This window comes from Bartonella sp. AA83SXKL, assembly GCF_042196965.1.
Classification (GTDB): Bacteria; Pseudomonadota; Alphaproteobacteria; order Rhizobiales; family Rhizobiaceae; genus Bartonella.
In genome coordinates this window covers 1-22,973 of the sequence record NZ_JBHIRG010000014.1, presented here as the reverse complement: position 1 = coordinate 22,973, position 22,973 = coordinate 1, and the positions used below count along the sequence as shown (strand labels likewise).

The following is a 22,973-nucleotide window of genomic DNA, read 5'->3' as shown; positions in this document are numbered from 1 at the left end:
AAAAGATGCAACAACAGAGTTTCGCGTGTCTTTATCATCAAAAACACTAAAATTGATTTTATTCTTTCTACAACCGGTCGTCGTCACCCTAGTGAGAAGGAGTATATCACAACACATGCAACAGACGTGACCCTATCCCCCGTAGGTTTCGCTCTCGTTTACGTGAACTAGCTGGCGAGACCGATGCCGCCTAGTCACTAAAACCATGCCATACGGTAGAAGGCAAAGGAGAGCATGCCTATTGCCGACAAAACACAGCTTTTTGTCGAATTTTTCGATTTTGCTCATGTTATAAAAAAACAATGCAAAATTCTAGAAAATAGACAAATAATTCCATAGTAACATGATCAACAAGCATAAAACCCACACAAAATGTGTGGGCTTTTTTGTTTATGCAAATAAACAAATTAAATACATATTTGTTATTTAATAGGTATTTCCCAATGGCGGGCACGAACAAATGAGCATTCTGTCTCCCGCAACATTATCAATACGCGATACAGGAGGCCAATATTTATTGGCTGGATCAAGAAAACTGTTGGGAAAAGCAGCTTCTTGTCGCGAATAGGGTCGTGCCCAAGCATCATCTAAAGTATCTGCCACTGTATGAGGGGCATTCACCAATGGATTATTGTCTTTTGGCCAAACCCCGCTACCAACTTTCTTAGCTTCTTCAGCAATAGAGAGTAAAGCATCACAAAAACGATCAATCTCTGCTTTTGGTTCCGATTCCGTTGGCTCAATCATCAAAGTTCCCGGAACAGGAAACGACATCGTGGGCGCATGGAATCCATAATCAATGAGACGTTTTGCAATATCATCAACACTCACCCCATACTGCTCTTTCAACACGCGTGTATCCACAATACATTCGTGCGCAACACGTCCATGCTTGCCCCGATAAAGAATGGAATAAGCAGCTGAAAGACGTGCAGCAATATAATTGGCATTTAAAATGGCTATTTGTGTTGCATATTTTAAGCCATCAGCCCCCATCATTCGAATATACATCCATGTAATCGCAAGAATAGACGCACTTCCATAAGGAGCAGCCGAAACCGCATGTGTTGTCCCATCTTGTTCATGACCTGGTAAGAATGGTTTGAGATGCGCTGCAACTCCAATTGGTCCCATACCAGGACCACCACCACCATGAGGAATAGCAAATGTTTTATGAAGATTCATATGACAAACATCAGCGCCAATATCCGCAGGACGAGCAAGACCCACAAGGGCATTGAGATTAGCACCATCAAAATAAACTTGTCCGCCATTTTCATGAATAATAGAACAAATTTCCTTAATACTTTCCTCATAAACACCATGGGTTGAAGGATAAGTAATCATGAGAGCGGCCAATTTATCTTTATGCAATTGCGCTTTCATCTTGAGATCGTCTACATCAACATCACCATCGCTTAAACATTTTACCACAACGACTTCCATCCCTGCCATATGGGCCGAGGCTGGATTGGTACCATGCGCAGATGCAGGAATAAGACAAACTGTACGTTGATGTTCTCTCCGTGATTGGTAATATCGTCGGATAGCCAAAAGCCCAGCATATTCACCTTGAGCACCAGAATTTGGCTGAAAAGAAACTTGCGCAAATCCTGTAATTTCGCACAACCACGCATTTAACTGGTTGATCATCTCCAAATATCCCGCTGCATCCTCTTGTGAAACAAAGGGGTGTATATTGGCCATGCTAGCCCAACTTACAGGCATTAATTCAGCCGCGGCATTAAGCTTCATTGTACAAGAACCAAGAGGGATCATAGCGCGATCCAGCGCCAAATCCTTATCCGCCAAACGACGCAAAAAGCGCATCATATCTGTCTCTGAATGAACCGCATGAAAAAAAGGCTGAGAAAGAAAAGCAGCATCCCGTTTTTTTCCAAAGAGTCGTGGAGAAACCTGATCGCCTAATTTTGCCCCAAAAAGCTGCGCTAAAGCACCAGCATCTTCTTCTGTCGATAATTCATCAAAATTGATTGCAATAGTGTCATCATCGAGAACACGAATAAGGCGCCCACCTATTTTGGCTTGATGCGCAATCTCTCGCGCTTTTCCCTTAACAGAAATACTCACACAATCAAAAAAGCTTTTCCCTTCAACATGAACCCCTGCTGCTTCTAAACCAGCAACAAAACGACATGTTAAATGATGAATTCGCTGCGCAATTTCTTGTAAGCCTTTTGGCCCATGCCAAACAGCATAAGCGGTTGCCATATTAGCCAACAAAGCCTGCGCTGTACAAATATTTGACGTCGCTTTATCGCGCCGAATATGTTGTTCACGTGTTTGCAAAGCTAAACGAAAACCAACGCGTCCTTTGGTATCCACGGATTGACCAACAATACGCCCTGGAATAAGACGCGTTAACGCATCACTCACGGCAAGGTAACCAGCATGTGGACCACCAAATCCCATCGGAACGCCATAACGCTGCATAGAGCCAACAACGATATCTGCCCCCCATTGAGCCGGTGGCTCCTGAAGGGTAAGCGCTAAAGGATCAGCTACAACGATAACTAAAGCTCCCTTTTCCTTTGCCTCTTTTATGATCTCACTGTAATCATGAAAAGAACCTTTTGTATCTGGCCAAGATAAAACAATTGCCGCTGTATCAGAATCAATTTCGCCATTTTGGCTAATCTGAATCCCTTGTGTTTCAGCACGCGTTTGCGCAACACTTAAAATCTGAGGGTGTAAAAGACTCTGAAGAGAAATTTTTGTTTTTTTCTCACGGAAAAAGCGAAAAGCAAGGGCATTGGCTTCAGCTAAAGCAGTTGCTTCATCAAGAAGGGAAGCAGCAGAAACAGGCAAACCTGTTAGTTCACTAACCAATGTCTGAAAATAAAATAAAAGCTCTAAACGACCCTGGCTAATTTCTGCTTGATAAGGCGTATAAGCAGTATACCAAGCAGGATTTTCAAACAGATTTCGTAAAATAACCGGAGGCACATAAGTTCCATGATATCCTTGCCCAATAAAACTTTTGTGCACATGGTTACGCTCCATCATCTTGGAGAGTTCTTCCAAGGCTTGTCCTTCACTAGCAGCCTCTGGAAGATTCAATGAACGTCCCAAATGGATAGAGTGTGGAACAGCTTGAGAAATGAGTGTATCAACACAATCAAGCTCTAAAACATCAAGCATTTTTTGTGTTTCATCAGGACGCAGCCCAATATGTCGAGAAGAAAAAGAACGCTCGATCATGGTACTCATCCAATCAAAGCCTTATAAGCATCTTTATCTAACAACCCCTCCAGTTGTGTCTCATCCTGCAATGTCATTTTCCATAACCAGCCTTCTGTTTCGGCTTTCTGATTTACCAATTCAGGATTATCAGCCAAGGCTTCATTTATTTCGACCACTTCACCATCAAGAGGAGCATAAACATCTGAAGCCGCCTTCACTGATTCTACAACAGCCGCCGCCTCTCCTTTGGAAAGTTTTGTTCCACTTTGTGGTAAATCAACAAAAACCAAATCCCCTAATTGCTCTTGCGCATAATGCGTAACCCCAACAATCACCACTTGCCCTTCAACGCTAAGCCATTCATGGTCATGTGTAAAATAAGTTTTAGACATAAAAAATCATCCTTTAAAATAACGTTGTTCAACAAAGGGAAGAGAATGAACTGATAATACAATCTTTTTGCCTCGCAGTTCTGTAAAGACTTGTGTCCCTTCAACTTTAAAATCAACAGGAACGTAACCCATCGCGACAGGACCATCAAAAGAAGGACCAAAACCACCTGATGTTACAATGCCAATCTCATTACCTTGATCATCAAGAAGCAGCGCACCGGCACGAATAGGTTGGCGCGTTTGCGGTTTTAATCCAACACGACAACGAGCCGGTCCTTTTTGCAGTGCTTCAAGAAAAGCCTTTGCACCATAAAATTGTGCTTTTTCTCGAACATTTTTAGGAACAGCCCATGTTAGAGCCGCATCAATAGGTGTCGTATCAGGGGTAATATCATTTCCATGCAAACACAGCCCCGCTTCCAACCGCAAGCTATCGCGTGCTGCAAGTCCAATCCACTCAACACGAGAATCACTCAGCAATTTTTCAGCCAACATATGCGCATGCCCTATAGGCAAAGCAATTTCAAAACCATCCTCTCCCGTATAACCAGAACGCGTTATAAACCAATCCTGTTGTGGTTCGAATCCTTGCATAAAGAACAATTCATTCCCTGGTAAATCGGCATCAGCAAGAACGGCTGCCGCTTCAGGACCTTGAAGCGCAAGCAATACCCTTTCAAGGGCAATCACTTGACATTCAAAATCAACCGCACGCTTTTCCAATTCTAAAAAATCAGCCTGTGCATTCCCAGCATTGGCGACCAACATAAAACGACCCTCTTCCAAACGGGTAATAATAAGATCATCAAGAATACCAGCCTGCTCATTAAGCAAATAATTATACCGTGAATGCCCAATCTTTAAAGCTGCTGCATCAATGGGAAAAGCATAGGACAAAAATTCCACAGCTTGTGCCCCTTCAACCGCAATCAATTTCATATGAGAAATATCAAAAAGTCCTGCATGTGCACGCGTATGAAGATGCTCTTTTAAAACGCCAAGAGGATAAGTTAAAGGCATGTTCCAACCCGCAAAAGAACCAAATTTTGCTCCTGCTTTTTCATGCAAATCATATAAAGGAAGTGTTTTTAAAAAAGATGTTTCTTGTGCTGTGCCCATAATAACTCCAAAGCTGCGCTAACGCCCATAGAATATGGTCGTCTCTGCCCCCTCTGTCATCAACCTGAGAGACTCGCGAAAAGATCTTTCGCTTACACCTTCGGCGCGGGTTTTCCCGACTTTCCAGATCTGCCTTCTTCCTTTTACGGTCCTTAAAGCCTGAGAGATTATGGGCTATTTCCCCTTCGGCGGCAATGCGAAAATTTGCAATCTGCACTCTCCCGCAAAAGAATGAAAGAAACGATAACGCTCTTTCCAGCATATTTAAACCTATAGCCTATCTTTATCACACTGTCATTAGTAAAGTGATGAAAATGTTCTCATTTTAAAACTTGCATAAGCTGCTTCAAAAGATTTATAATATTATCCTTTTGAACCTTACAAAAATTGCAAGGAACACATTTTAGGAAATTTAAGACAAAAATCAAAAGCTATAAACAAAAATACCTCTTGAAAATCATACAAAACGTCACACACTAAAAAGATCGCAAAGCAATATTCTTTCGCGCGCAGTTCAACCTTAAAAATAGGGTTTCATATTCTTTTTGAGAATAAGGACTTCAAATATTTTATAAGTATGATTTTAATGCACAAGAAGTAGGTTTTCTGCTTTCTCAATAGTGTCATAAATAGCGACTATTTACAGACTAAAACTACCGAACAAAGGTGACAAAATACTCATGAAAGCTGGTAATATCTCTTACAATTGCGAAAATGATCTTCCAAAACAAATTGCTCTTTTTCCTTTAGAAGGTGCACTCTTACTACCCGGTGGTTTTTTATCACTCAATATTTTTGAACCAGAATCACTTGAAATGATTGAAAATGTTATGGTAACTGATCGTCTATTGGGCATTATTCAACCACTTTCATCGGATACAGATCGCTTCTCTACACAACTTTATAAAACAGGCTGTATAGGGCGCATTACAAACTACAGTGAAACAGGAAATGGACAACTGTTCATTATCTTACAAGGTGTTTGCCGCTTCACTTTAGAACAAGAATTGAAAAACACAAAATCCTATCGAACAGCTCTCATCCAATCAAACATAAAAGACTTGCAAGAATTTGATATTGAAGAAAGCATTAACCGAGAGAACTTACTCGACGTTGTAGAAAAATATCTAACCATACATGAAATGGAATATAATTGGAGCAGCATCATAGAAGCCCCTACACCTATATTGGTTAATGCTTTTTCAGCTCTTATCCCCTTTACACCAGCAGAAAAACAAGCTCTCCTTGAAGCTCCAGATATCGAAAGCCGTGCCCAAACTCTTCTTGCATTAACAGAACGCTCGCTCATGAAACAAACAGGAACAGATTACCGCTTAAACTAATGAATGTCCAAACATGAAAAAAATGACCACAGATCCCAAAATGCTCGAATTGCTCGTCTGCCCAATGACGAAAGGCACGCTCTCTTTCAACCGAAAAACACAAGAGCTCATTTCTCTCAAAGCCAAACTTGCCTATCCTATTCGTGATGGCGTTCCCATTATGCTTGCCTCAGAAGCGCGCCCTTTGCAAAACAATGAAGAAATAACGCATAAAAAATAAAAAATCCTCATGCAATTTCCTTCTACAAGCCCACTGTTATCAAGTCTCTATCAATATGATATCTCAATATTTACGATTTCTGAAAAAAGAACTTTACAATAAAGATATTTATATCGCTTTACACCTTGTAACAAAAGCCAAAAATATCATCAGATTCTCTCATTCCAGCCTGTTCATACTGAAGCAATCAAAACCATTCGCTTGCACCACACAAGCATCTGAATAAAAATGGCTCTTATGAACTTCTTAAAAGCAAGAATTATAATAACATTTTGAACCAACTCAGGTAAATGAAATTTATTATATTAAACATAAAGATTGTTATATTTCATGGGCTTTAATTTATACTATTTACGAACAACATATTTGAGATACCTCGATTTAAGATGAATAAAAACGACAAGTTATATCATCTTATGTATACCATATCGGGACAAGAGTATTTATCTGTTTGCGTAATCTTTGAAACGGAGAAGCAACCTAATTTGGGGGAAAAAACATAAAATCGTAAAGGAGAAAATCACCCCATTACCTTACCATCACCCTTTAATTTCGCTTTACAATTTTTAAAAGTATCTAAAGTATCTCAAGCAATATTTTTTATGTATAATATACGCATTAATTACATGAAAACTTGAAAAAACAAACAAGAAACACTGTTGTAATTTCAATTGACGATTGAAAGTAATTGCCTTATGAAGAAGGCTTGTGTTTTTGGTCGTATACGCGACGATCAATAGGGCCTGGAAGCCCGAAACCGAGCATAAAGATTAGCCCGCTTTTGCGGATATCCCGGAATTTCCGGGGGCTCTTGTTATGTCCAAGTGCTTTCAGCACTAAAAGCAAGGGGCTGACTCGGTTTCAGCACTTCCAGACCCCGGAATACTAATGCGAGGGCGCTCGCAACCGGTGGGGACATCAAGTGAAAGCCAAAAATCTACATTTTTACGATATTTCTTTAGGCAAAAAAATTCGCTTCAGAAGAAACGTCATGGGGTTTTCTCAAAAACAATTAGGAAGTCATTTAGGCGTAACATTCCAACAAATCCAAAAGTATGAAAAAGGCTTAAATCGCGTAAGTGCAAGACGTTTACAGGAAATTGCTCATATATTAGATGTTCCCGTTTCCTTCTTTTATGCTGATGGCGCAAAAAAAGAAGAGAACCTCTATCATTGTGATGACAGAATAGCAAGCAAAGCAGAATATTTACTTTTAAAAAATTTCAGAATACTGACCCGCAAAAAACAAAGAGCAATTTTGCAGTTGATTTCTGATGAAAAAAATAACTCCTTATTTTCATAAGTTCATTGCAAAGATAATCAAAGTCCTTAATAATATTGACAAGAATTGTGACTGTCTCCCCACACTGCATGAGAATGAAAATGCTTAATCTAATCTGATTTGTAAATAATCCGAATTCTAACGAGTTTAACTTAGAAATAGTGCATTGATTTATAATGATAATCTAACGTCATTGATATTGAATAAGTGTTCCGAATATCGTAAAATTCTTTCATTTCAAACGTGTTCTATATTGAATCAATCAAAATCACTGTTGGCACATTACAAGCAAAGTTGGCGTGTGAGTAAAAACGTACAAAAATGCATACCTCTTATTGAATCGTCTCACAAACCAAGAGCTGTAACGACATTGGGTGCTAAAAAAATGTATGAGGTGCTAACTTGCTCTTTTATTAAACATAAATATGGGGGTGTTCAACGACTTTCCACTCATATAAGTCACTTAAAAAAGGCTTGCCAAACAAGCCTAAGAATATTCCAACGCACTAAAAAAACACTTAAATATATCGAGAAAAATCAAAGATCTTATACTACCATACTCCAAATAATGATATTTTATAGCATAACAGGATTAAAGTAAAAATAAGAAATATAAAGTAAAAAATAGACACGAAAAAAAATATATATAACTTTCATAGGAATTTATCTATATATGGATACTTAAGTTTATCCTGTTGTGCCATAAATTCTATCATTTAAGATATGAGGATATGAAGCACGCATACCTCCTTGAAACATTCAAATGTTTTTTAGATGCCCAATATCTTTTTAAATATTTTTAGGCCTGCTTGTTGAGCCTTTAGTTTAAGTGAAAAATGGGAAGCCGCTAGAATCTAGCTGTTTACAGACTGTAATAGGAAGCTTCGCTTTTAAAGGTATAGGGAGAAAATTAAATAATTCAACAATTAACAGATAAAGTATAAAAAGATTCCACCAACGCGATACGTAATACCATCCTTAAAAAATTCAAAAGTGAGAAGGTAAACAATTGACAGAAGATAAGAAATTCACTTAATTAAAGTGTTTTCTAAAGAGATAATAGCTTAGCGTAAAATATTCAATTTTTTCAATTCTGAAAGATTAAAAGAGACGTATTATTTGAAATAAAACAATTTATTGTGCTAACAATGATGATTGGTGTGCACAAAATTGAGTTGTTGAAAATCAAAAATATAATTTAATGATGTTCCTTGACCAACTCACTCTCTCCTGAGTATAGCACGGGGAATAAACGTGGAGAGACATGAGGAGTATATAGAAAATGAGTTATAAAGTTGCAATTGTCGGCGCAACCGGAAATGTTGGTCGTGAAATGCTTACAATTTTAGAAGAACGTGGTTTTCCTGCGCATGAAATTGTCCCTCTAGCATCACGACGCTCATTAGGACAAGAAGTTTCTTATGGAGACAAAACTTTAAAAGTAAAAGCACTGGATACTTACGATTTTTCTGACACAGATTTTTGTCTTATGTCTGCGGGAGGGAGCATTTCCAAAGAATACGCCCCTAAAATTGCTGCTGCCGGCTGTGTCGTCATCGATAATTCCTCCACGTGGCGCTATGATGCCAATGTTCCGTTGATAGTCCCTGAAGTCAATGGCGAAGCTATAAATGCCTTTTCTAAGCGTAATATTATAGCAAATCCTAATTGTTCAACAATTCAACTGGTCTTAGCTTTAAAACCTCTCCATGATGCTGCAATCATTAAACGTGTTGTTGTCTCTACATATCAGTCTGTTTCTGGAGCTGGTAAAGAAGGAATGGACGAACTTTTCGAACAATCACGCGCAGTTTTTGTTGCAGACCCAATTACATCAAAAAAATTCACTAAACGCATTGCCTTTAATGTCATTCCTCATATTGATGTTTTCATGGAAGATGGTTATACAAAAGAAGAATGGAAAATGACGGTTGAGACGAAGAAAATTCTCGATCCGAAAATTAAATTAACAGCCACTGCTGTTCGGGTCCCTGTCTTTATCGGTCATGCCGAAGCCGTCCATGTTGAATTTGAAAAACCACTAAGCGCATCTGAAGCACAAGCGCTCTTCCGCGATGCACCAGGTTGTCAGCTTATCGATAAACACGAAGATGGTGGTTATACCACACCTTATGAAGGTACCGGAGAAGATGATACCTTTATTAGCCGTGTTCGTGAAGATATCACCGTTGAAAATGGTTTAGCTTTCTGGGTTGTCGCCGATAATTTAAGAAAAGGAGCAGCATTGAATGCCGTTCAAATTGCTGAATTGCTCATTTCTCGTAATTTGATAAAGCCTAAGTCCGCAAATTAACGCCCTGTCCGAAGGACAAAGAGCCCCTAGCCGGTCCTGTCAAAAGTCCGGCTTCTCTTCAGTATAACCTTCCCCAGCTGAAGGTTCATATCACCATCCTAAAGAACTGTAATCCAAGGTATTGTCAAATTTGACTCTGAATATCCTTGAATGCCTCGCCACCTTAAGTTAAGCATTGCCGCCTTAATGACATTTTACGGTACAATAGGATCAGCAGCATAAGCATTGTTTGCTTCATGCTGCTGATCCTTTTTGTCATTCCGGTTATGAAATTAACTTTACCCTTATCGAGCAGGATAGGTCACGACACGGTAACGCGTTTCATTACGTTCAAAATTTTTGTAATTGACATTATCAGGAAAGGAGGGATTATAAGCACTCACGTGCTTTACAGAAACGCCTTGTGCTTTTTGCGACGGATTTAAAATTGTTCGTTCATCCCTTTTTTTAACACCTGTAGAATCGATAATCATATCTGTTCTGTATAGTTTTTGCATATTTTTCCGTGTTTTTTGAATCGCCGGAAGAGCTTTAAAGTCGGAAACAGCCTGTTTTACTTTTTCTTTTGGCGATTTTACCATGGATTTTGATTTTGCTGGCATCTTTTTAAAAGCAATGGTAGGAACATCGTTAACATTGACGTAACGTGCAGATGCCCAACCAACTTTTCCATGATAACCAAGAGAACACCAAGTTTTATTGGATAGGCAGCCATAAATTTGCACTTTTGCTCCCATTGGAACCATTGCGATAACTTTATAAGCTGTCGCAGGGCCTGTGCGTAAAGATACCTGACCTGATGCAACACGAGCAACTGTTCCTGTAATGGTTCCAGCTTCCGCGTGAAAAGCAGTCACAGCCACCCCTGACGCTCCTAAAGCCCATAAAGTCATCATTGTTGATAAAAATTTCTTTCTTAACATTATTTTTCTTCCTCTCTTAAAACGTATGAAGGGCAAAAATTCGCCTTTGCAAAAATTTGCCGCGTTTAAATCCAATGATCAGCAACCTTTATTCCCCCCCAAAAACCCCACAACATTGCAACAAAATCTCTCTTTATCGCCTACACGAACACGGCCTTTTGATCTTGATTGCGCAGTATGTTCTTCATGAATTTACGGCTAAAGCATCATCTGATTGTCTGGTTCTTCAACCAATTGTCCCTTACAAAAGTTTTTAAAGGGGCATTGGTTCCCTCAACAAATGATTGCAATAAAAGAATTAATTATTTGAATTTCAGAGAATTTCTATGAACAAATGATGATCAGCCCCCAAAACAACTAAAATAGAAGGAAAAATAATACTCTTAAAAAAATAAAAGTGATTGAATATTCTCTAAAGCTTGTATAACTTTAAATCTGCCTAAAAAGATACAGAGTATATTGAAACTTCCCTCAAAAAATTTTTCGAAAAAGAAAGTTAAAAGCATATGACATTAAAAAATTTTTCTCGTAGTCGGATTATAGGATTATTCCTCTCTCTCTTTGCACTTTTTTTGTCTACTGCTTTTTCCATGGCCGCAGACAAAACAAAAATCAAACTTGGTATTATGGAAGGGCGGGATGCGATTATTTGGAAAACTGCTGCTGAACAGGCTAAACAAGCCGGTTTAGATATTGAACTCGTTTATTTTTCTGATTACGCTTTGCCTAATGATGCTGTTAACGCAGGAGAGATCGATGCGAATGCTTTTCAGCACGCCCCTTATCTTAATGAACAAATGAAACAACGTGGCTATAAACTTTCAATTGTCGGCTATACATTTATTGCTCCAATCGGTGTTTATTCACACAAAATAAAAGACTTAAAAGATCTTCGTGATGGTGCACATGTTGGTATTCCGAACGACCCATCTAATGGTGGAAGAGCCTTACTTCTTCTCAATTCTTTAGGTCTCATTAAGTTAAAAGATCCTCATAATATTCTTGCATCTCCACTTGATATTATCGAAAATCCTAAAAACCTGCAAATTCGTGAGCTCGATGCTGGTATGTTAGGACGAGCTATTGACGATTTTGACCTTGCAATTATAAACACAAACTGGGCTATTGTTTCCGGATTAAACTTCGAAAAAGATGTAGTCGCATGGGAGAGCGCAAAAAATAATCCTTATGATAATATCATCGTTGTACGCACGAGCGAAAAAGATGAGCCATGGGTTAAAAAATTAGTTGCCGCTTACAACAACGATCTTATCCGTGCAAAAATCAAAGAGATTTTTGGCAATACCGCCCAAACATCTTGGTAATTGTGCCAAATATCTGAGTAACTGTGTCAAATATCCGAGTAATTGTGAATGGAAAAACCTACTCTTATCTCCTTAAAAAACATCAGCCGTTGTTTTAACAAAACGGCTGGTGTTCCGGTAATTAATAATCTCTCTTTAAATATCCATGCTGGTGAAATCCTTGGCATTATTGGGCGCAGTGGAGCAGGAAAATCAACACTTATTCGCTGTTTAAATGGGTTAGAGAAGATTGATGCAGGGTCCATTTTTTTTGAAGGTGTTGATATTTCCAATCTATCAGAGATAGAATGGGCGCCTTACCGTCAACGAATTGGGATGATTTTTCAACATTTCAATCTTCTCTCATCGCAGAATATTCTTGATAACATTGCATTGCCGCTTAAATTAAGTGGTGTAAGTAAAAAACAACGCCACAAACGTGCCCTTGAACTGATTGAATTGGTTGGGTTATCTGGGAAAGAATATTGCTATCCGGCACAATTGTCAGGAGGGCAAAAACAACGCGTTGGCATTGCACGCGCTCTTGCTGCTAATCCTAAAATATTGTTATCAGATGAAGCCACCTCTGCTCTTGACCCTGAAACAACACAATCTATTCTAGAGCTCCTTGCTGATATTAATAAACACCTCAATCTCACGATTGTGCTCATCACCCATGAAATGGAAGTTGTGCGCACCATAGCGCATCGCGTTGTTGTTCTTAATCAGGGAAACATTGTAGAGGAAGGACGTGTGAAAGACATCTTTACATCACCGCAAGACGATACAACCATAGCCATGCTCAAGCTTGTAACCCCGCAACTTCCTGAAAAATTTGCGAAAAATCTCAAACCAATCGGACGAGAAGCTGTCATTGAAATTAATATTGCCGGTGAAATTGCCCAGCAGCCTTTTCTTCATCTTCTAGAAAATGAGAGTGGTTTAAAAGCACGTATTTTGCATGGTGGCATTGATACAGTTCAAGATGAAACCATCGGGAGACTCTTCTTGGCTCTTCCTGGAGAAGATAAAGAAGCTTTAGAAAAAGCTGTTCAATGGTTAACGAAAAAAGGACGATATTGTGAGGTCTTAGGCTATGTTTAATGTTCTGTCTCATGAACTTCCCCAAGCTGTTATTGATACAATATTGATGACACTTAGTGCTTCTGTTATGGCATTTATTATAGGGCTTCCCCTTGGTCTTCTTCTTCACACAACAGCACGCGGAGGGATTTTTTCCTCATCTCTCATCAATCGCCCTTTAAGCATGATCATTGACAGTATTCGTGCCATTCCCTTTATCATTCTTGCATTTTATCTTCTTCCCGTTACGCGTATCGTTGTAGGAAGAGGGATAGGAATGCCTGCTGTAATTTTTATACTGACCATTTCAGCTATCCCTTTTTATGCTCGCATGGCGGAACTCTCTTTTAAAACCGTTGAAAACGGTCTCATTGAAGCGATCCGCTCGATGGGTGCAAGTCGTCTTCAAATTATCAGACATGTCCTTATTCCTGAAGCTCTCCCTAGCCTGATTACAGGTTTTACAGTCATGGTCATTTCTCTTATAGGAGCCACCTCACTTGCTGGATATCTTGGTGGAGGCGGTTTAGGGGATATGGCAATCCGCTATGGCTACCAACGCTACAATACCTTCATCATGACCATCGTCATCATCCTTTTGATCGTGCTCAATATTACAACCCAATGGACTTCTGATAAAATCGTACAAAAACTTGATAAAACAAAACATTAAAAGACTTAGAATTTCACATGCCAATACCATCATCCTCTTTGCCACTTTCCAAGTGCAACAACCCTTGCCTATCAAAAACACTCATAAGAGATTAGGAACTTTTTTCTTAAACAGTTTTTATCTCTCCCCATCCGTTTGTAACATGAAAGAAAATAGTTTTAATGGCTTTAATATAAAGGGGATAAAATAAGAGATCTCACAGTATGTGAGACTCTCTTTAATTAAGACATTGGTCACGACCTTTCCCAACCTTAGATAACACATTGAATTTATAATGATAATATGGCGTTATTCATATTGAATGAGAACTCTGAATACCGTAAGATCCTCTCATTCCCAATTTGTTCCATATAGAATCAACCAAAACCTCTCGCTTGCACGTTAAAAGCGGGAAGAGACGTGTGAGTAAAACTATACAAGAAAGAAAGGCGTGCCTCTTATGAATTATCTCAAGCGCCAAGACCTGTCTTAACATTGGCGGCTAGCATATAATATGATAATAGTACCGGTTTTCTTCTTCACAAGCATAAAGATAGGGGTGCTCAATGGCTTTATCGTTATACTATTCACAGGCGCCATTGCGACATGGGTGTAACGAGCGTTGAGAGATGTTGCTTTAAAATAAGCCCGTGAATTGGCAACGCAAGTATATTCCATTTGAAGCGTTCTGTTTTACGTGATGGGTATGATCCCATTAAAGAACGCTATAAACAAAAGCGTGAAGCAATGCACTATCTTCATTAGGAAACTCCTCTTCAAAACGATCTAGGAAAGATAGCAACCTGCTATGGCTATCAACGCTATGATAGCTCCACCATATCTATCATCCTATAGATTATTCTCAATATCATCATTGAAGAAACTTCTAATAGAATTGTATAAAAATTTTATAAAATAAAGCACTCAAATAATCTAGATATTGGAAGGTTTTTCTTCCACAACAGCAACAATAAGCCATTGAGCTGTAAGAGCTGGTTTTTTTAACTTTTCAATTTCCACCGTAACCCCATAATGGAAAACCACTCGACCAGAAGGGCGAATTTCTGCGTCGTCTAACACAAAACGCGCACGTATCCGTACCCCTGTTTTCACAGGACTCATGAAGCGTACTTTATCGAAACCATAATTAATCCCCATTGTGCTCCCTTCCAACTCTGGAAGAGCTTCATAAGCGAGCGTAGACAAAAGCGATAATGTTAAAAAACCATGAGCAATCGTGCCGCCAAAAGGTGTTTTTTTAGCCTTTTCCTCATCAACGTGTATCCATTGATGATCATCTGTAGCACATGCAAACTGATTAATCATATCCTGTGTAACAAGACGCCACTCCGATAATCCCACTTCTTTCCCAATAAAACTGGTGACATCTTGTACTGTTATTTTTTGCTGCATAACGCTATTCCTATTTTATTTGATAAAAGAAACCACCCCTCTTGCTTTTATAAAATCCATTGATTAGAGCATCAAGAATAAAAGATTAATTGTCTTAAAAACAAATGCACCTTATGAATGAGAAAAGTTCTTTAGCAGAATAGTTTTCAAATAGGAAAAAAGAATGGCAAGCAATGTGAACCTAACAGGTTTAGCGCATGATTTGAAACAACGTGCAGAAAACCATCCCCCCATCCGTATTGGACTGATTGGTTGTGGTGAAATGGGCACAGATTTATTATCAAGTATTGCGCATATGGATGGTATAACAGTCGCTGCTGTAGCCACGAGGACACCGTCACGTATTTTTGATGCCGCTACACTAGCCTATGGCGAAGATGGACATGTCTGTGAAGTTGAAAATACTTATGCTCTCACCCAAAGCATTGAAAAGGGTTTGATTGCAGCAACAGATGATATTAACCTTGTTTTGCGCCATGAACAAATTGATATTATCGTTGATGCAACAGGCTATCCCGAAACAGGAGCAGAGATTGGTATCAAAGCGCTTGAGAATAACAAACATCTTGTCATGATGAATGTTGAAGCAGATGTTACAATTGGCGCTTATCTCAAACATGAAGCAGAAAAACGAGGGCTCATTTATACACTTGGTGCCGGCGATGAACCTACTTCTTGTATGGAACTCATAGAATTTGTTTCAGCCCTTGGACATAAGATTGTTGCAGCGGGTAAAGGAAAAAATAATCCTCTGCGCTTTGATGCTACACCTGACGCTTACGAAGAAGAAGCATTCCGGCGTAATATGAATGTGCGCATGTTGGTTGAATTTATTGATGGTTCCAAAACGATGGTTGAAATGGCAGCCATTGCCAATGCCACCGGACTTCTCCCCGATTGCCCAGGAATGCATGGACCACGAGCAGCGCTACAAGATTTAAACAAAGTGCTTATTCCAAAACAAGATGGGGGCATTTTACAGCAATATGGTGTTGTAGATTATTCAATAGGTCAAGGTGTTTCACCAGGTGTCTTTGTCATTGCAGAAATAGCACACCCACGTTTACGCGAACGTATGGAAGATTTAAAAATTGGCCAGGGACCTTACTTCACCTTTCATCGCCCCTATCATTTAACAGCAATGGAAGTTCCCCTCACCTGCGCACGTATTATGCTTTATGGCAAAAAAGATATGGTCCCTCTTAGCCATCCCGTAGTAGAAGTCTGTGCTGTTGCTAAAAAAGATTTACATCCAGGTGATCAGCTAGACTTTATCGGTCTTTATACTTATCGTGCTTGGATAATGAACATTTCAGAAGCACGCGCTCACCACGCCATTCCTTGTGGTCTTTTAGAAAAAGCAACAGTAACAGCTGCAATTAAAAAAAACGAACTCATTACAGTACATAATACTGCTATTCGTGAAGATCAATGGATTGCACGTCTTCGTGCTAAACAAGACCTTTTACTTCATTGCCCTTCTTCCGCTAAGCTATAAATACTCCTGAATTACCTTACTTAACAGTATCCTTCCCTTAGGCAACAGAATAACCCAGAATACACTTCTATCGCAAATACAGGTTTATGTTTTAATAAAAGCATTTTCCAACGATGCACATTACCACTTTCCTCTCACAATATGTCCCGTAAATGCGACAGTATAAACCACTCCATGAGATGGCATAAGATTCATTGTGTATTACTATCTTTACTCTATAAAGATACAAACCAGCACCATCATTTATTTGCCAATACTACAACAGTCCTTGAACCTTAGAGATAATTCATAAGAAGAATTTTTACTCTTTTTTTTAATAATTTTGTCCATACACGAACACAACTTGTTATACATAAAAAATACTTTTGATGTATTTAACATAAACAAATTTGAATGATAAATAATAATTTCTCATTTTTCTTATTACATGAGAGCCATGGATATAGGGATATTTTTTATTTTATCCCCTTATGAAAGATAAAAAAATTTAAAAAGGATAAAATATACCTTTGATGAATAATCTTCATATGAGAAAAGGCAGACAATATTAAAAGACTGATAAAGATAGTAAGTATACTAGACTTATTACTAGAAAATAATCATAAACTGTAAAAAAATCAGGTTACACTAATTTGTAAAAAAAACATAAATGTAGGATCTTGAACTTTAATAATGTTAATAAAAGATACATTTATTATTAAGAGTAGTGATTTTATTATCTATTGCAGTATAAATAATTTAAAATATTTATTTTTTTAAATAATGAAGTGAACAAAAAAATCCTCTACTCTGTCGATGAGCTTTCTACTAAAGTGTAATGAATATTCCAAAAAGAGATACAACAGCACTTAATACATCCCCAATACATAAAGAAGCAAGAAGTGATAAAATACCTATTCCCCCCCAAAAGACTGAACCTGAAAAGGCAGCAGCTTTTTCAGCTTTCCCTAAAGCAATAACATCTTGTTCCTCAACGCCTTGAATAACAACTCTATCCACAGCTTTAATAGCTATATTTTTTTCTAGTGTAGGAATAGTAATTGCTATTCTAGCTTGAACTTTGTTTTTTACAAAACTTGCATTTCCCTCTATAGTTTGTACAAAAAAAAGAATAAATAGTGTAAAAGTAAATGAACATACACGATTTTTAAATATTTTAAACATAGCTTTCTTTGCTCCTCTTTTTCTTCACTGAAAAAAATGAAAGAATATTCCCATATATAAAAACCAAAACTTATATTTAATCATTTATAATAAAATATTATATGTAATTTTGTTATTATAATATAACACATTATGTATTACATGTAAAGATAAAAAACAATAAATGATAAAAATAATTTATTCCTTTTACACCATAATAAATCAAGATACTAACAGTAATATTATTTTGTCATTTTATTGCTATAATTAAAAATAATAAGAATTTGTTAAATTTCTTATTATAAGAAATATTACGAAACAAATTAATTTAAAAAATTATATAATAGAGCTTTTATAAATAATTTAAAATGTAATTAATTTTAAAGAACTATAAAATTTAAAACTGCCAATATAATGATATATGATTGTCTATTATTTCAATAAACATAAAAATGAAATAGTACTTAATGGATTTTTATTATATCACTTATCAGTAATATTGAAAAATAAAATTGGTAGCGAATAAAAACTTGATCTAAAACAAATCTATCCTAATAAAACAACCTTAAAATAGTGTACTCATTTTCTATAAAATAGGTATAAAAATGTAAAAAAGCAATTAAGATCTCTATTTTAAAATGGAAAAGACATTAATAAAATAATTCTCAACTTTTACTGATATATAAAGAAAAAAATATCGCATAGCATCTTCAAAGAGGTAATTCAGCCCCCTTTATCTCATACAGCATAAAGAACACAAAATATTGACTTTCAAACCTAACAAAACAAATGCATAAAATAAGTAAATCTATCAGATTTACAAAAACATTATAAGCAATACTAGAGCTCCAACAAACTACCTAAAATTAAATAAAAAGAGAGTCATGAAAAATGAAATGATCCCAAAAATACTGAAAAACAACTTTCTTTCTTAATTTTCATAAAAGTTATTCAATATTTTTCGTCAATATTGTAGAGCGCAGCCTTATTTATATTTTGAGTAATTATATTTACTCTGTATTAGTAAAAAATAATTCTCTTTGAAAGAAATTTTTGGCAATATTCACATAACTGTCTGCAATTTGTGCAAAATAAATAATAATAATAAAGAATTGATCAAATGCTTTAAATAAAAGGAATAGATAAACTTAATAAAAAATTATATATTTCAATAAATAATGAAAATATTTTTCATTATTTGATGTATAAGAATTTAATATGTATGAATATTTACTTATTAAAAATGAGAATATACATCAGAAATAATTACAAAAGATAACTATCTTGAGAAAGTTTGCCTAATATTACAGAAAAATTGCGTTGGCTTTGCTCAATAAAAGTTTCTCTATTTTTAACAAAGCTCTCATTTTTATGCATCCATATGTGATGTAAAAAGACGCCTATTTGCGTTTCTCTTATAGATAGATTAAATAATGACAGCACCTTCGATCACTTTGTCTATGTTAACTTCTCTTTTAGGCAATAATTTATGGTATCTAACAGGCCTTTTCTCGCTCTTTTACCTTTGGGCGCACACGAATATCACGGAGAGCACCTTCCTTTCGAAACCGACTGGATTATAGCTGAAGCTTTTGCAAAAGCCCTCACTTTACAAACAAAAGAGCAGTTTCATATCGCACTTTTACCGGTTGAAAAGATTGGCTATTCTATAGAACATATGGATGTTACAGGTACACAAACCCTTACCTTTTCTGATGCGATTAAGCGATGGATAAAGATTGGTGAAAACTGTTATCACAAAGGGATCAACCGTCTTCTTCTTCTCAATGCTCACGGAGGAAATTCACCTTTAATGAGCATTGTTATAACCGAATTACGAAGGCGCCTTTCCATGCTCGCTGTAGCAACAAGCTGGAGCCGTTTTGGTTTACCACAAAGTCTCATGGAGCCATCTCAACAACATCTTGATATCCATGGAGGCTTTATCGAAACCTCTCTCATGCTCTATTTAGCACCAGAAAAAGTCCATATGGAAAAGGCAGAAAATTTTCATAATAAACAAGCGGATATGATTGCCAATTATCGGTATTTACGTGCTTATGGTCCTCATGCCTTTGGTTGGACAATGCGAGATCTGAACACGCAAGGTGCAGCAGGAAATGCAAGCAAAGCAACACCACAAGCCGGTGAAGCAATCTTTTCTCATGTTCTGTCTCAGCTTCGTGATTTACTTGATGATATCAATCGATTTAACATAAACACATGGCAATAAAGAACAATAAAAGGTCTCTCCATGGAAACGATACACTCCAAAAAACTTCCCGTTACGGTTCTCACAGGCTATCTTGGTGCTGGGAAAACCACCCTTCTCAACCGCATTCTCAATGAAAATCATGGCAAACGTTATGCCGTCATTGTCAATGAATTTGGTGAAATTGGTATTGATAATGACCTGATCATTGAATCAGACGAAGAAATTTATGAAATGAATAATGGCTGTGTTTGCTGCACCGTGCGTGGTGATCTCATTCGCATTCTGGAAAGTCTGATGCAACGTTCTCATCGATTTGATGCGATCATTATAGAAACGACAGGGCTTGCTGATCCCGTTCCCGTAGCACAGACCTTTTTCATGGATGATACTATCCATGAAAAAACAGCTCTCGACAGTGTCATAGCAGTCGTTGATGCAAAGCATTTTCCCTCTCAATTAAAAACAAGTCGTGAAGCTGAAGACCAAATTGCTTTCGCGGATATTATTCTTTTAAATAAGATTGATCTTGTCACCCCACAAGAACGCAGCCATGCTGAATCCCTTATTCTGGCCATTAATCCTCGCGCTATACTCTATACAACACAGCGCACCAATATCCCTCTTGAGACACTCCTTAATCGTGGTTTTTTTGATCTCCAACGGACTCTCGATCATGAACCTCATTTTCTCGATCACGAACATGCACACCAACATGCCAACCATGTGTGCGGTCCCGATTGTCATCATGACCATCATCACGCATCCACCATTCATGATATTACCATCACTTCTGTAAGTTTAAAAACAGATGCTCTGCAACCAGAAAAGTTTTTCCCTTGGATCCAGCAGGTTACACAGCAACAAGGGCCTGATATCTTGCGTCTTAAAGGCATTATCGCCTTTCAAGGAGACGATGATCGTTACGTCATTCAAGGGATACATATGCTTCTTGAAGGACAACATCAACGCCCATGGCGTGAAGATGAAAAACGAGAAAGCCGCCTTGTCTTTATAGGACGCTCTCTTGATGCTGAAAAATTAAAAACTGGTTTTGAAAATTGCGCATAAGTGAGTGATAATGCCAAACATTACCCATTATGATCTCAAAAGTTACTGCCTTTCCTGCGGTTTTATAGGCAATAAACCAGCCTTTGTTTCCGTAGAAGGTTTCATTGTTTTTTTTAATCCAACCCCACAAATCGTTGAAGTTCACCAAGGAATAATTTCAAGCCATTTTTCCCATGACAATACCGCGATCATCACCGGTGGAGAAGATGGAAAAGTCTGTCAAACAACCGCAGCAGATCACACGGAATTGTTAAGCCAAAAAGAACGCAAATGGATAAACAACGTTGCTTTTGGTCCACAAAAAGCTTTTGCTTTTTCCTCTTCACGCCTCGCATTTGCGCATATTGGAAAAGAACGACAAGAGCTCACACATGAACGCAGTGTAGAAGGCCTTGCTTTTGCCCCAAAAGGTTTGCGACTTGCCGTTGCCCATTACAATGGAGTCACTCTTCATTGGTTATCAACGCAAATATCTCCCACCACATTGGTATGGAAAGGAGCTCATTGTGGTGTCACCTTTTCACCAGACAACCGCTATGTCATTTCCACCATGCAAGAAAACGCCTTGCATGGCTGGCGTCTCACTGATAATCAGCACCTCCGCATGAGTGGCTATCCAAGCAAAGTCAAAAGCTGGTCTTGGAGCGCAAAAGGAAAATGGCTAGCAACATCAGGTGCCTCTGCCGCAATTGTTTGGCCCTTTCATACAAAAGATGGACCCATAGGAAAAACACCACTAGAACTAGGCACACGAGCAAATGCGCTTGTTAGCACCGTTTCATGCCACCCAAACAAAGAAATTGTAGCAATAGGCTTCAATGATGGAATGATTTTAGCGGCACATTTTCATGATGGAAAAGAAGTCCTTCTAAAAGGTTGTGGGAAAAGCGCTATCTCAGCACTTAACTGGGATCAAGCAGGGCAAAACCTCTCCTTCGGTAGCGAAAATGGTGAATGTGGTATAATCAATATCGCTGATTAAATTACACCGACAAGCGCAATTATCGCCGATAAAAAATGCCCACACAATCCTCCAGAAATCTTATCCCCGTGCATCTCCAGAGCTCTCAGAAATCCTATCTCCCTAATCTCCCCCCCAAAAATCTCCTAAAATCTTCGTAATCATTAAATCTTCCCTCTTCCTTTTCTCCCCCCTTTAGACAAGAAAATACCTTAAACATGTTTTTTGACCTTTTAACATTGCTACCCCCATCATCACCCTCAAGACCGCCCCCCCATCTCCCTATAAACATCTATATAGGCTACATACTTCCACAAAAGCATTTTTCTTAAAAATTTGGCAAAAAATAGCTGATATCATCATTAAAACAACGATTTATTCCTACGATCAGAAGAAGGGAATTCAACACTATTTTCCTAAATAAAAAATTTTTTGATTTCCCCTTCTGAAGGGCAAAGTTTCCTACGAGCAGCCTTCTACACTTCAGTTTCTTGCCTAGAAAATTCCATCTAATAATCATTTCATGGAGCTTCTATTACCGCCCTCTGTTACGGTATCTCCTTCATCTCCGGATTCTGTTCCTTCTCCTTCTGCCCCTGTTAAACCAAAGCCTTCTGGGTCTTTTGCCCCTGTTAATCCTTCGTCTAATCTCTCTATACCGCTTGATGTTCAGTCTAATCTCTAAATTAGAGCGGTTGTTCCACAGATTCCAACTTATCTTCTTTTGCCAAATACCTTATTTCATGCTGGTTTAGTGGATATGACCACGCAAAATAAGTCGTTTGAGACAATACGGAATGCTTTTCATTCCTCTTGGAAAGATGATAAAAAGACAGCCT

Annotated in this window: 18 protein-coding genes, 1 pseudogene and 1 riboswitch; of the genes and pseudogenes, 13 read left to right on the top strand and 6 right to left on the bottom strand. The window is 37.9% G+C overall.

Translation table 11 applies throughout. The annotated features are described in order from the left end of the window. Positions 1–426: 426 nt before the first annotated feature. Genes gcvP through gcvT form a run of 3 tightly spaced genes read right to left on the bottom strand, consistent with a single transcriptional unit; the run spans position 427 to position 4,715 of the window. Positions 427–3,222: an aminomethyl-transferring glycine dehydrogenase gene (gene gcvP / locus ACFINO_RS07050; RefSeq protein WP_375655320.1), complete on the bottom strand. Its 2,796-nt coding sequence runs from the start codon at positions 3,220–3,222 to the stop codon at positions 427–429. Positions 3,223–3,227: 5 nt separating this feature from the next. Beyond that, positions 3,228–3,596: a glycine cleavage system protein GcvH gene (gcvH, locus tag ACFINO_RS07045; RefSeq protein ID WP_375633818.1), complete on the bottom strand. Its 369-nt coding sequence runs from the start codon at positions 3,594–3,596 to the stop codon at positions 3,228–3,230. 6 nt (positions 3,597–3,602) lie between these two features. Beyond that, entirely contained in the window at positions 3,603–4,715 is a 1,113-nt protein-coding gene (gene gcvT / locus ACFINO_RS07040; RefSeq protein ID WP_375633819.1) for a glycine cleavage system aminomethyltransferase GcvT, read from the bottom strand. A 136-nt stretch (positions 4,716–4,851) separates the two neighbouring features. After that, positions 4,852–4,949: riboswitch (glycine riboswitch) on the bottom strand. Between the two features lie 446 nt (positions 4,950–5,395). Between gcvT and ACFINO_RS07035 the strand changes: the two genes are divergently transcribed. From ACFINO_RS07035 to ACFINO_RS07020, 4 genes are all read left to right on the top strand, one after another. After that, the gene (locus ACFINO_RS07035) at positions 5,396–6,058 is read left to right on the top strand and encodes an LON peptidase substrate-binding domain-containing protein (protein WP_375610818.1); all 663 of its coding nucleotides are present in this window, start codon (positions 5,396–5,398) and stop codon (positions 6,056–6,058) included. A gap of 13 nt (positions 6,059–6,071) precedes the next feature. Next, positions 6,072–6,278: a Trm112 family protein gene (locus ACFINO_RS07030; RefSeq protein WP_273791466.1), complete on the top strand. Its 207-nt coding sequence runs from the start codon at positions 6,072–6,074 to the stop codon at positions 6,276–6,278. A 922-nt stretch (positions 6,279–7,200) separates the two neighbouring features. Next, positions 7,201–7,581 carry a helix-turn-helix domain-containing protein gene (locus tag ACFINO_RS07025; protein ID WP_375634788.1) on the top strand — a complete coding sequence of 127 codons (381 nt, stop codon included), beginning with the start codon at positions 7,201–7,203 and terminating at the stop codon, positions 7,579–7,581. 1,261 nt (positions 7,582–8,842) lie between these two features. Then, entirely contained in the window at positions 8,843–9,874 is a 1,032-nt protein-coding gene (locus tag ACFINO_RS07020; protein WP_375618537.1) for an aspartate-semialdehyde dehydrogenase, read from the top strand. Between the two features lie 284 nt (positions 9,875–10,158). Here the strand turns inward: ACFINO_RS07020 and ACFINO_RS07015 are convergent, their stop codons facing one another. After that, positions 10,159–10,797, bottom strand: coding sequence for an SH3 domain-containing protein (locus ACFINO_RS07015; protein WP_375655317.1), 639 nt, complete (start codon positions 10,795–10,797; stop codon positions 10,159–10,161). 506 nt (positions 10,798–11,303) lie between these two features. Here ACFINO_RS07015 and ACFINO_RS07010 point away from each other — a divergent pair. The 4 genes and pseudogenes from ACFINO_RS07010 to ACFINO_RS06995 all read left to right on the top strand — a co-directional run. Beyond that, positions 11,304–12,122, top strand: coding sequence for a MetQ/NlpA family ABC transporter substrate-binding protein (locus ACFINO_RS07010; protein WP_375618539.1), 819 nt, complete (start codon positions 11,304–11,306; stop codon positions 12,120–12,122). Between the two features lie 48 nt (positions 12,123–12,170). Then, positions 12,171–13,205 carry a methionine ABC transporter ATP-binding protein gene (locus tag ACFINO_RS07005; protein WP_375612288.1) on the top strand — a complete coding sequence of 345 codons (1,035 nt, stop codon included), beginning with the start codon at positions 12,171–12,173 and terminating at the stop codon, positions 13,203–13,205. Further along, positions 13,198–13,857 carry a methionine ABC transporter permease gene (locus ACFINO_RS07000; RefSeq protein WP_375609233.1) on the top strand — a complete coding sequence of 220 codons (660 nt, stop codon included), beginning with the start codon at positions 13,198–13,200 and terminating at the stop codon, positions 13,855–13,857. The genes ACFINO_RS07005 and ACFINO_RS07000 overlap by 8 nt, the downstream gene beginning before the upstream one ends. Before the next feature lie 564 nt (positions 13,858–14,421). Continuing rightward, positions 14,422–14,598, top strand: a pseudogene (locus tag ACFINO_RS06995) (integrase); the annotation flags it as partial. 171 nt (positions 14,599–14,769) lie between these two features. Here the strand turns inward: ACFINO_RS06995 and ACFINO_RS06990 are convergent. After that, entirely contained in the window at positions 14,770–15,249 is a 480-nt protein-coding gene (locus ACFINO_RS06990) for a MaoC family dehydratase (protein WP_375612287.1), read from the bottom strand. Positions 15,250–15,412: 163 nt separating this feature from the next. On the opposite strand from ACFINO_RS06990, the gene ACFINO_RS06985 reads away from it, so the two are divergent. Then, positions 15,413–16,747, top strand: coding sequence for an NAD(P)H-dependent oxidoreductase (locus ACFINO_RS06985; RefSeq protein WP_375655316.1), 1,335 nt, complete (start codon positions 15,413–15,415; stop codon positions 16,745–16,747). Between the two features lie 807 nt (positions 16,748–17,554). Here the strand turns inward: ACFINO_RS06985 and ACFINO_RS06980 are convergent. Beyond that, positions 17,555–17,911 (bottom strand): hypothetical protein, encoded by a 357-nt coding sequence (locus ACFINO_RS06980; protein ID WP_375655315.1) that lies wholly within the window; start codon positions 17,909–17,911, stop codon positions 17,555–17,557. Positions 17,912–19,379: 1,468 nt separating this feature from the next. Here ACFINO_RS06980 and ACFINO_RS06975 point away from each other — a divergent pair. The 4 genes from ACFINO_RS06975 (at position 19,380) to ACFINO_RS06960 (ending at position 22,819) form a co-directional block, all read left to right on the top strand. Beyond that, positions 19,380–20,123: a creatininase family protein gene (locus ACFINO_RS06975; protein ID WP_375618543.1), complete on the top strand. Its 744-nt coding sequence runs from the start codon at positions 19,380–19,382 to the stop codon at positions 20,121–20,123. A 21-nt stretch (positions 20,124–20,144) separates the two neighbouring features. Beyond that, positions 20,145–21,173: a CobW family GTP-binding protein gene (locus tag ACFINO_RS06970; protein ID WP_375655314.1), complete on the top strand. Its 1,029-nt coding sequence runs from the start codon at positions 20,145–20,147 to the stop codon at positions 21,171–21,173. 10 nt (positions 21,174–21,183) lie between these two features. Then, on the top strand, positions 21,184–22,155 hold the full coding sequence (locus ACFINO_RS06965) for a WD40 repeat domain-containing protein (protein WP_375655313.1): 972 nt from the start codon (positions 21,184–21,186) through the stop codon (positions 22,153–22,155). 502 nt (positions 22,156–22,657) lie between these two features. Continuing rightward, positions 22,658–22,819 carry a hypothetical protein gene (locus ACFINO_RS06960; protein WP_375655312.1) on the top strand — a complete coding sequence of 54 codons (162 nt, stop codon included), beginning with the start codon at positions 22,658–22,660 and terminating at the stop codon, positions 22,817–22,819. The last annotated feature ends 154 nt before the right edge of the window (positions 22,820–22,973 follow it).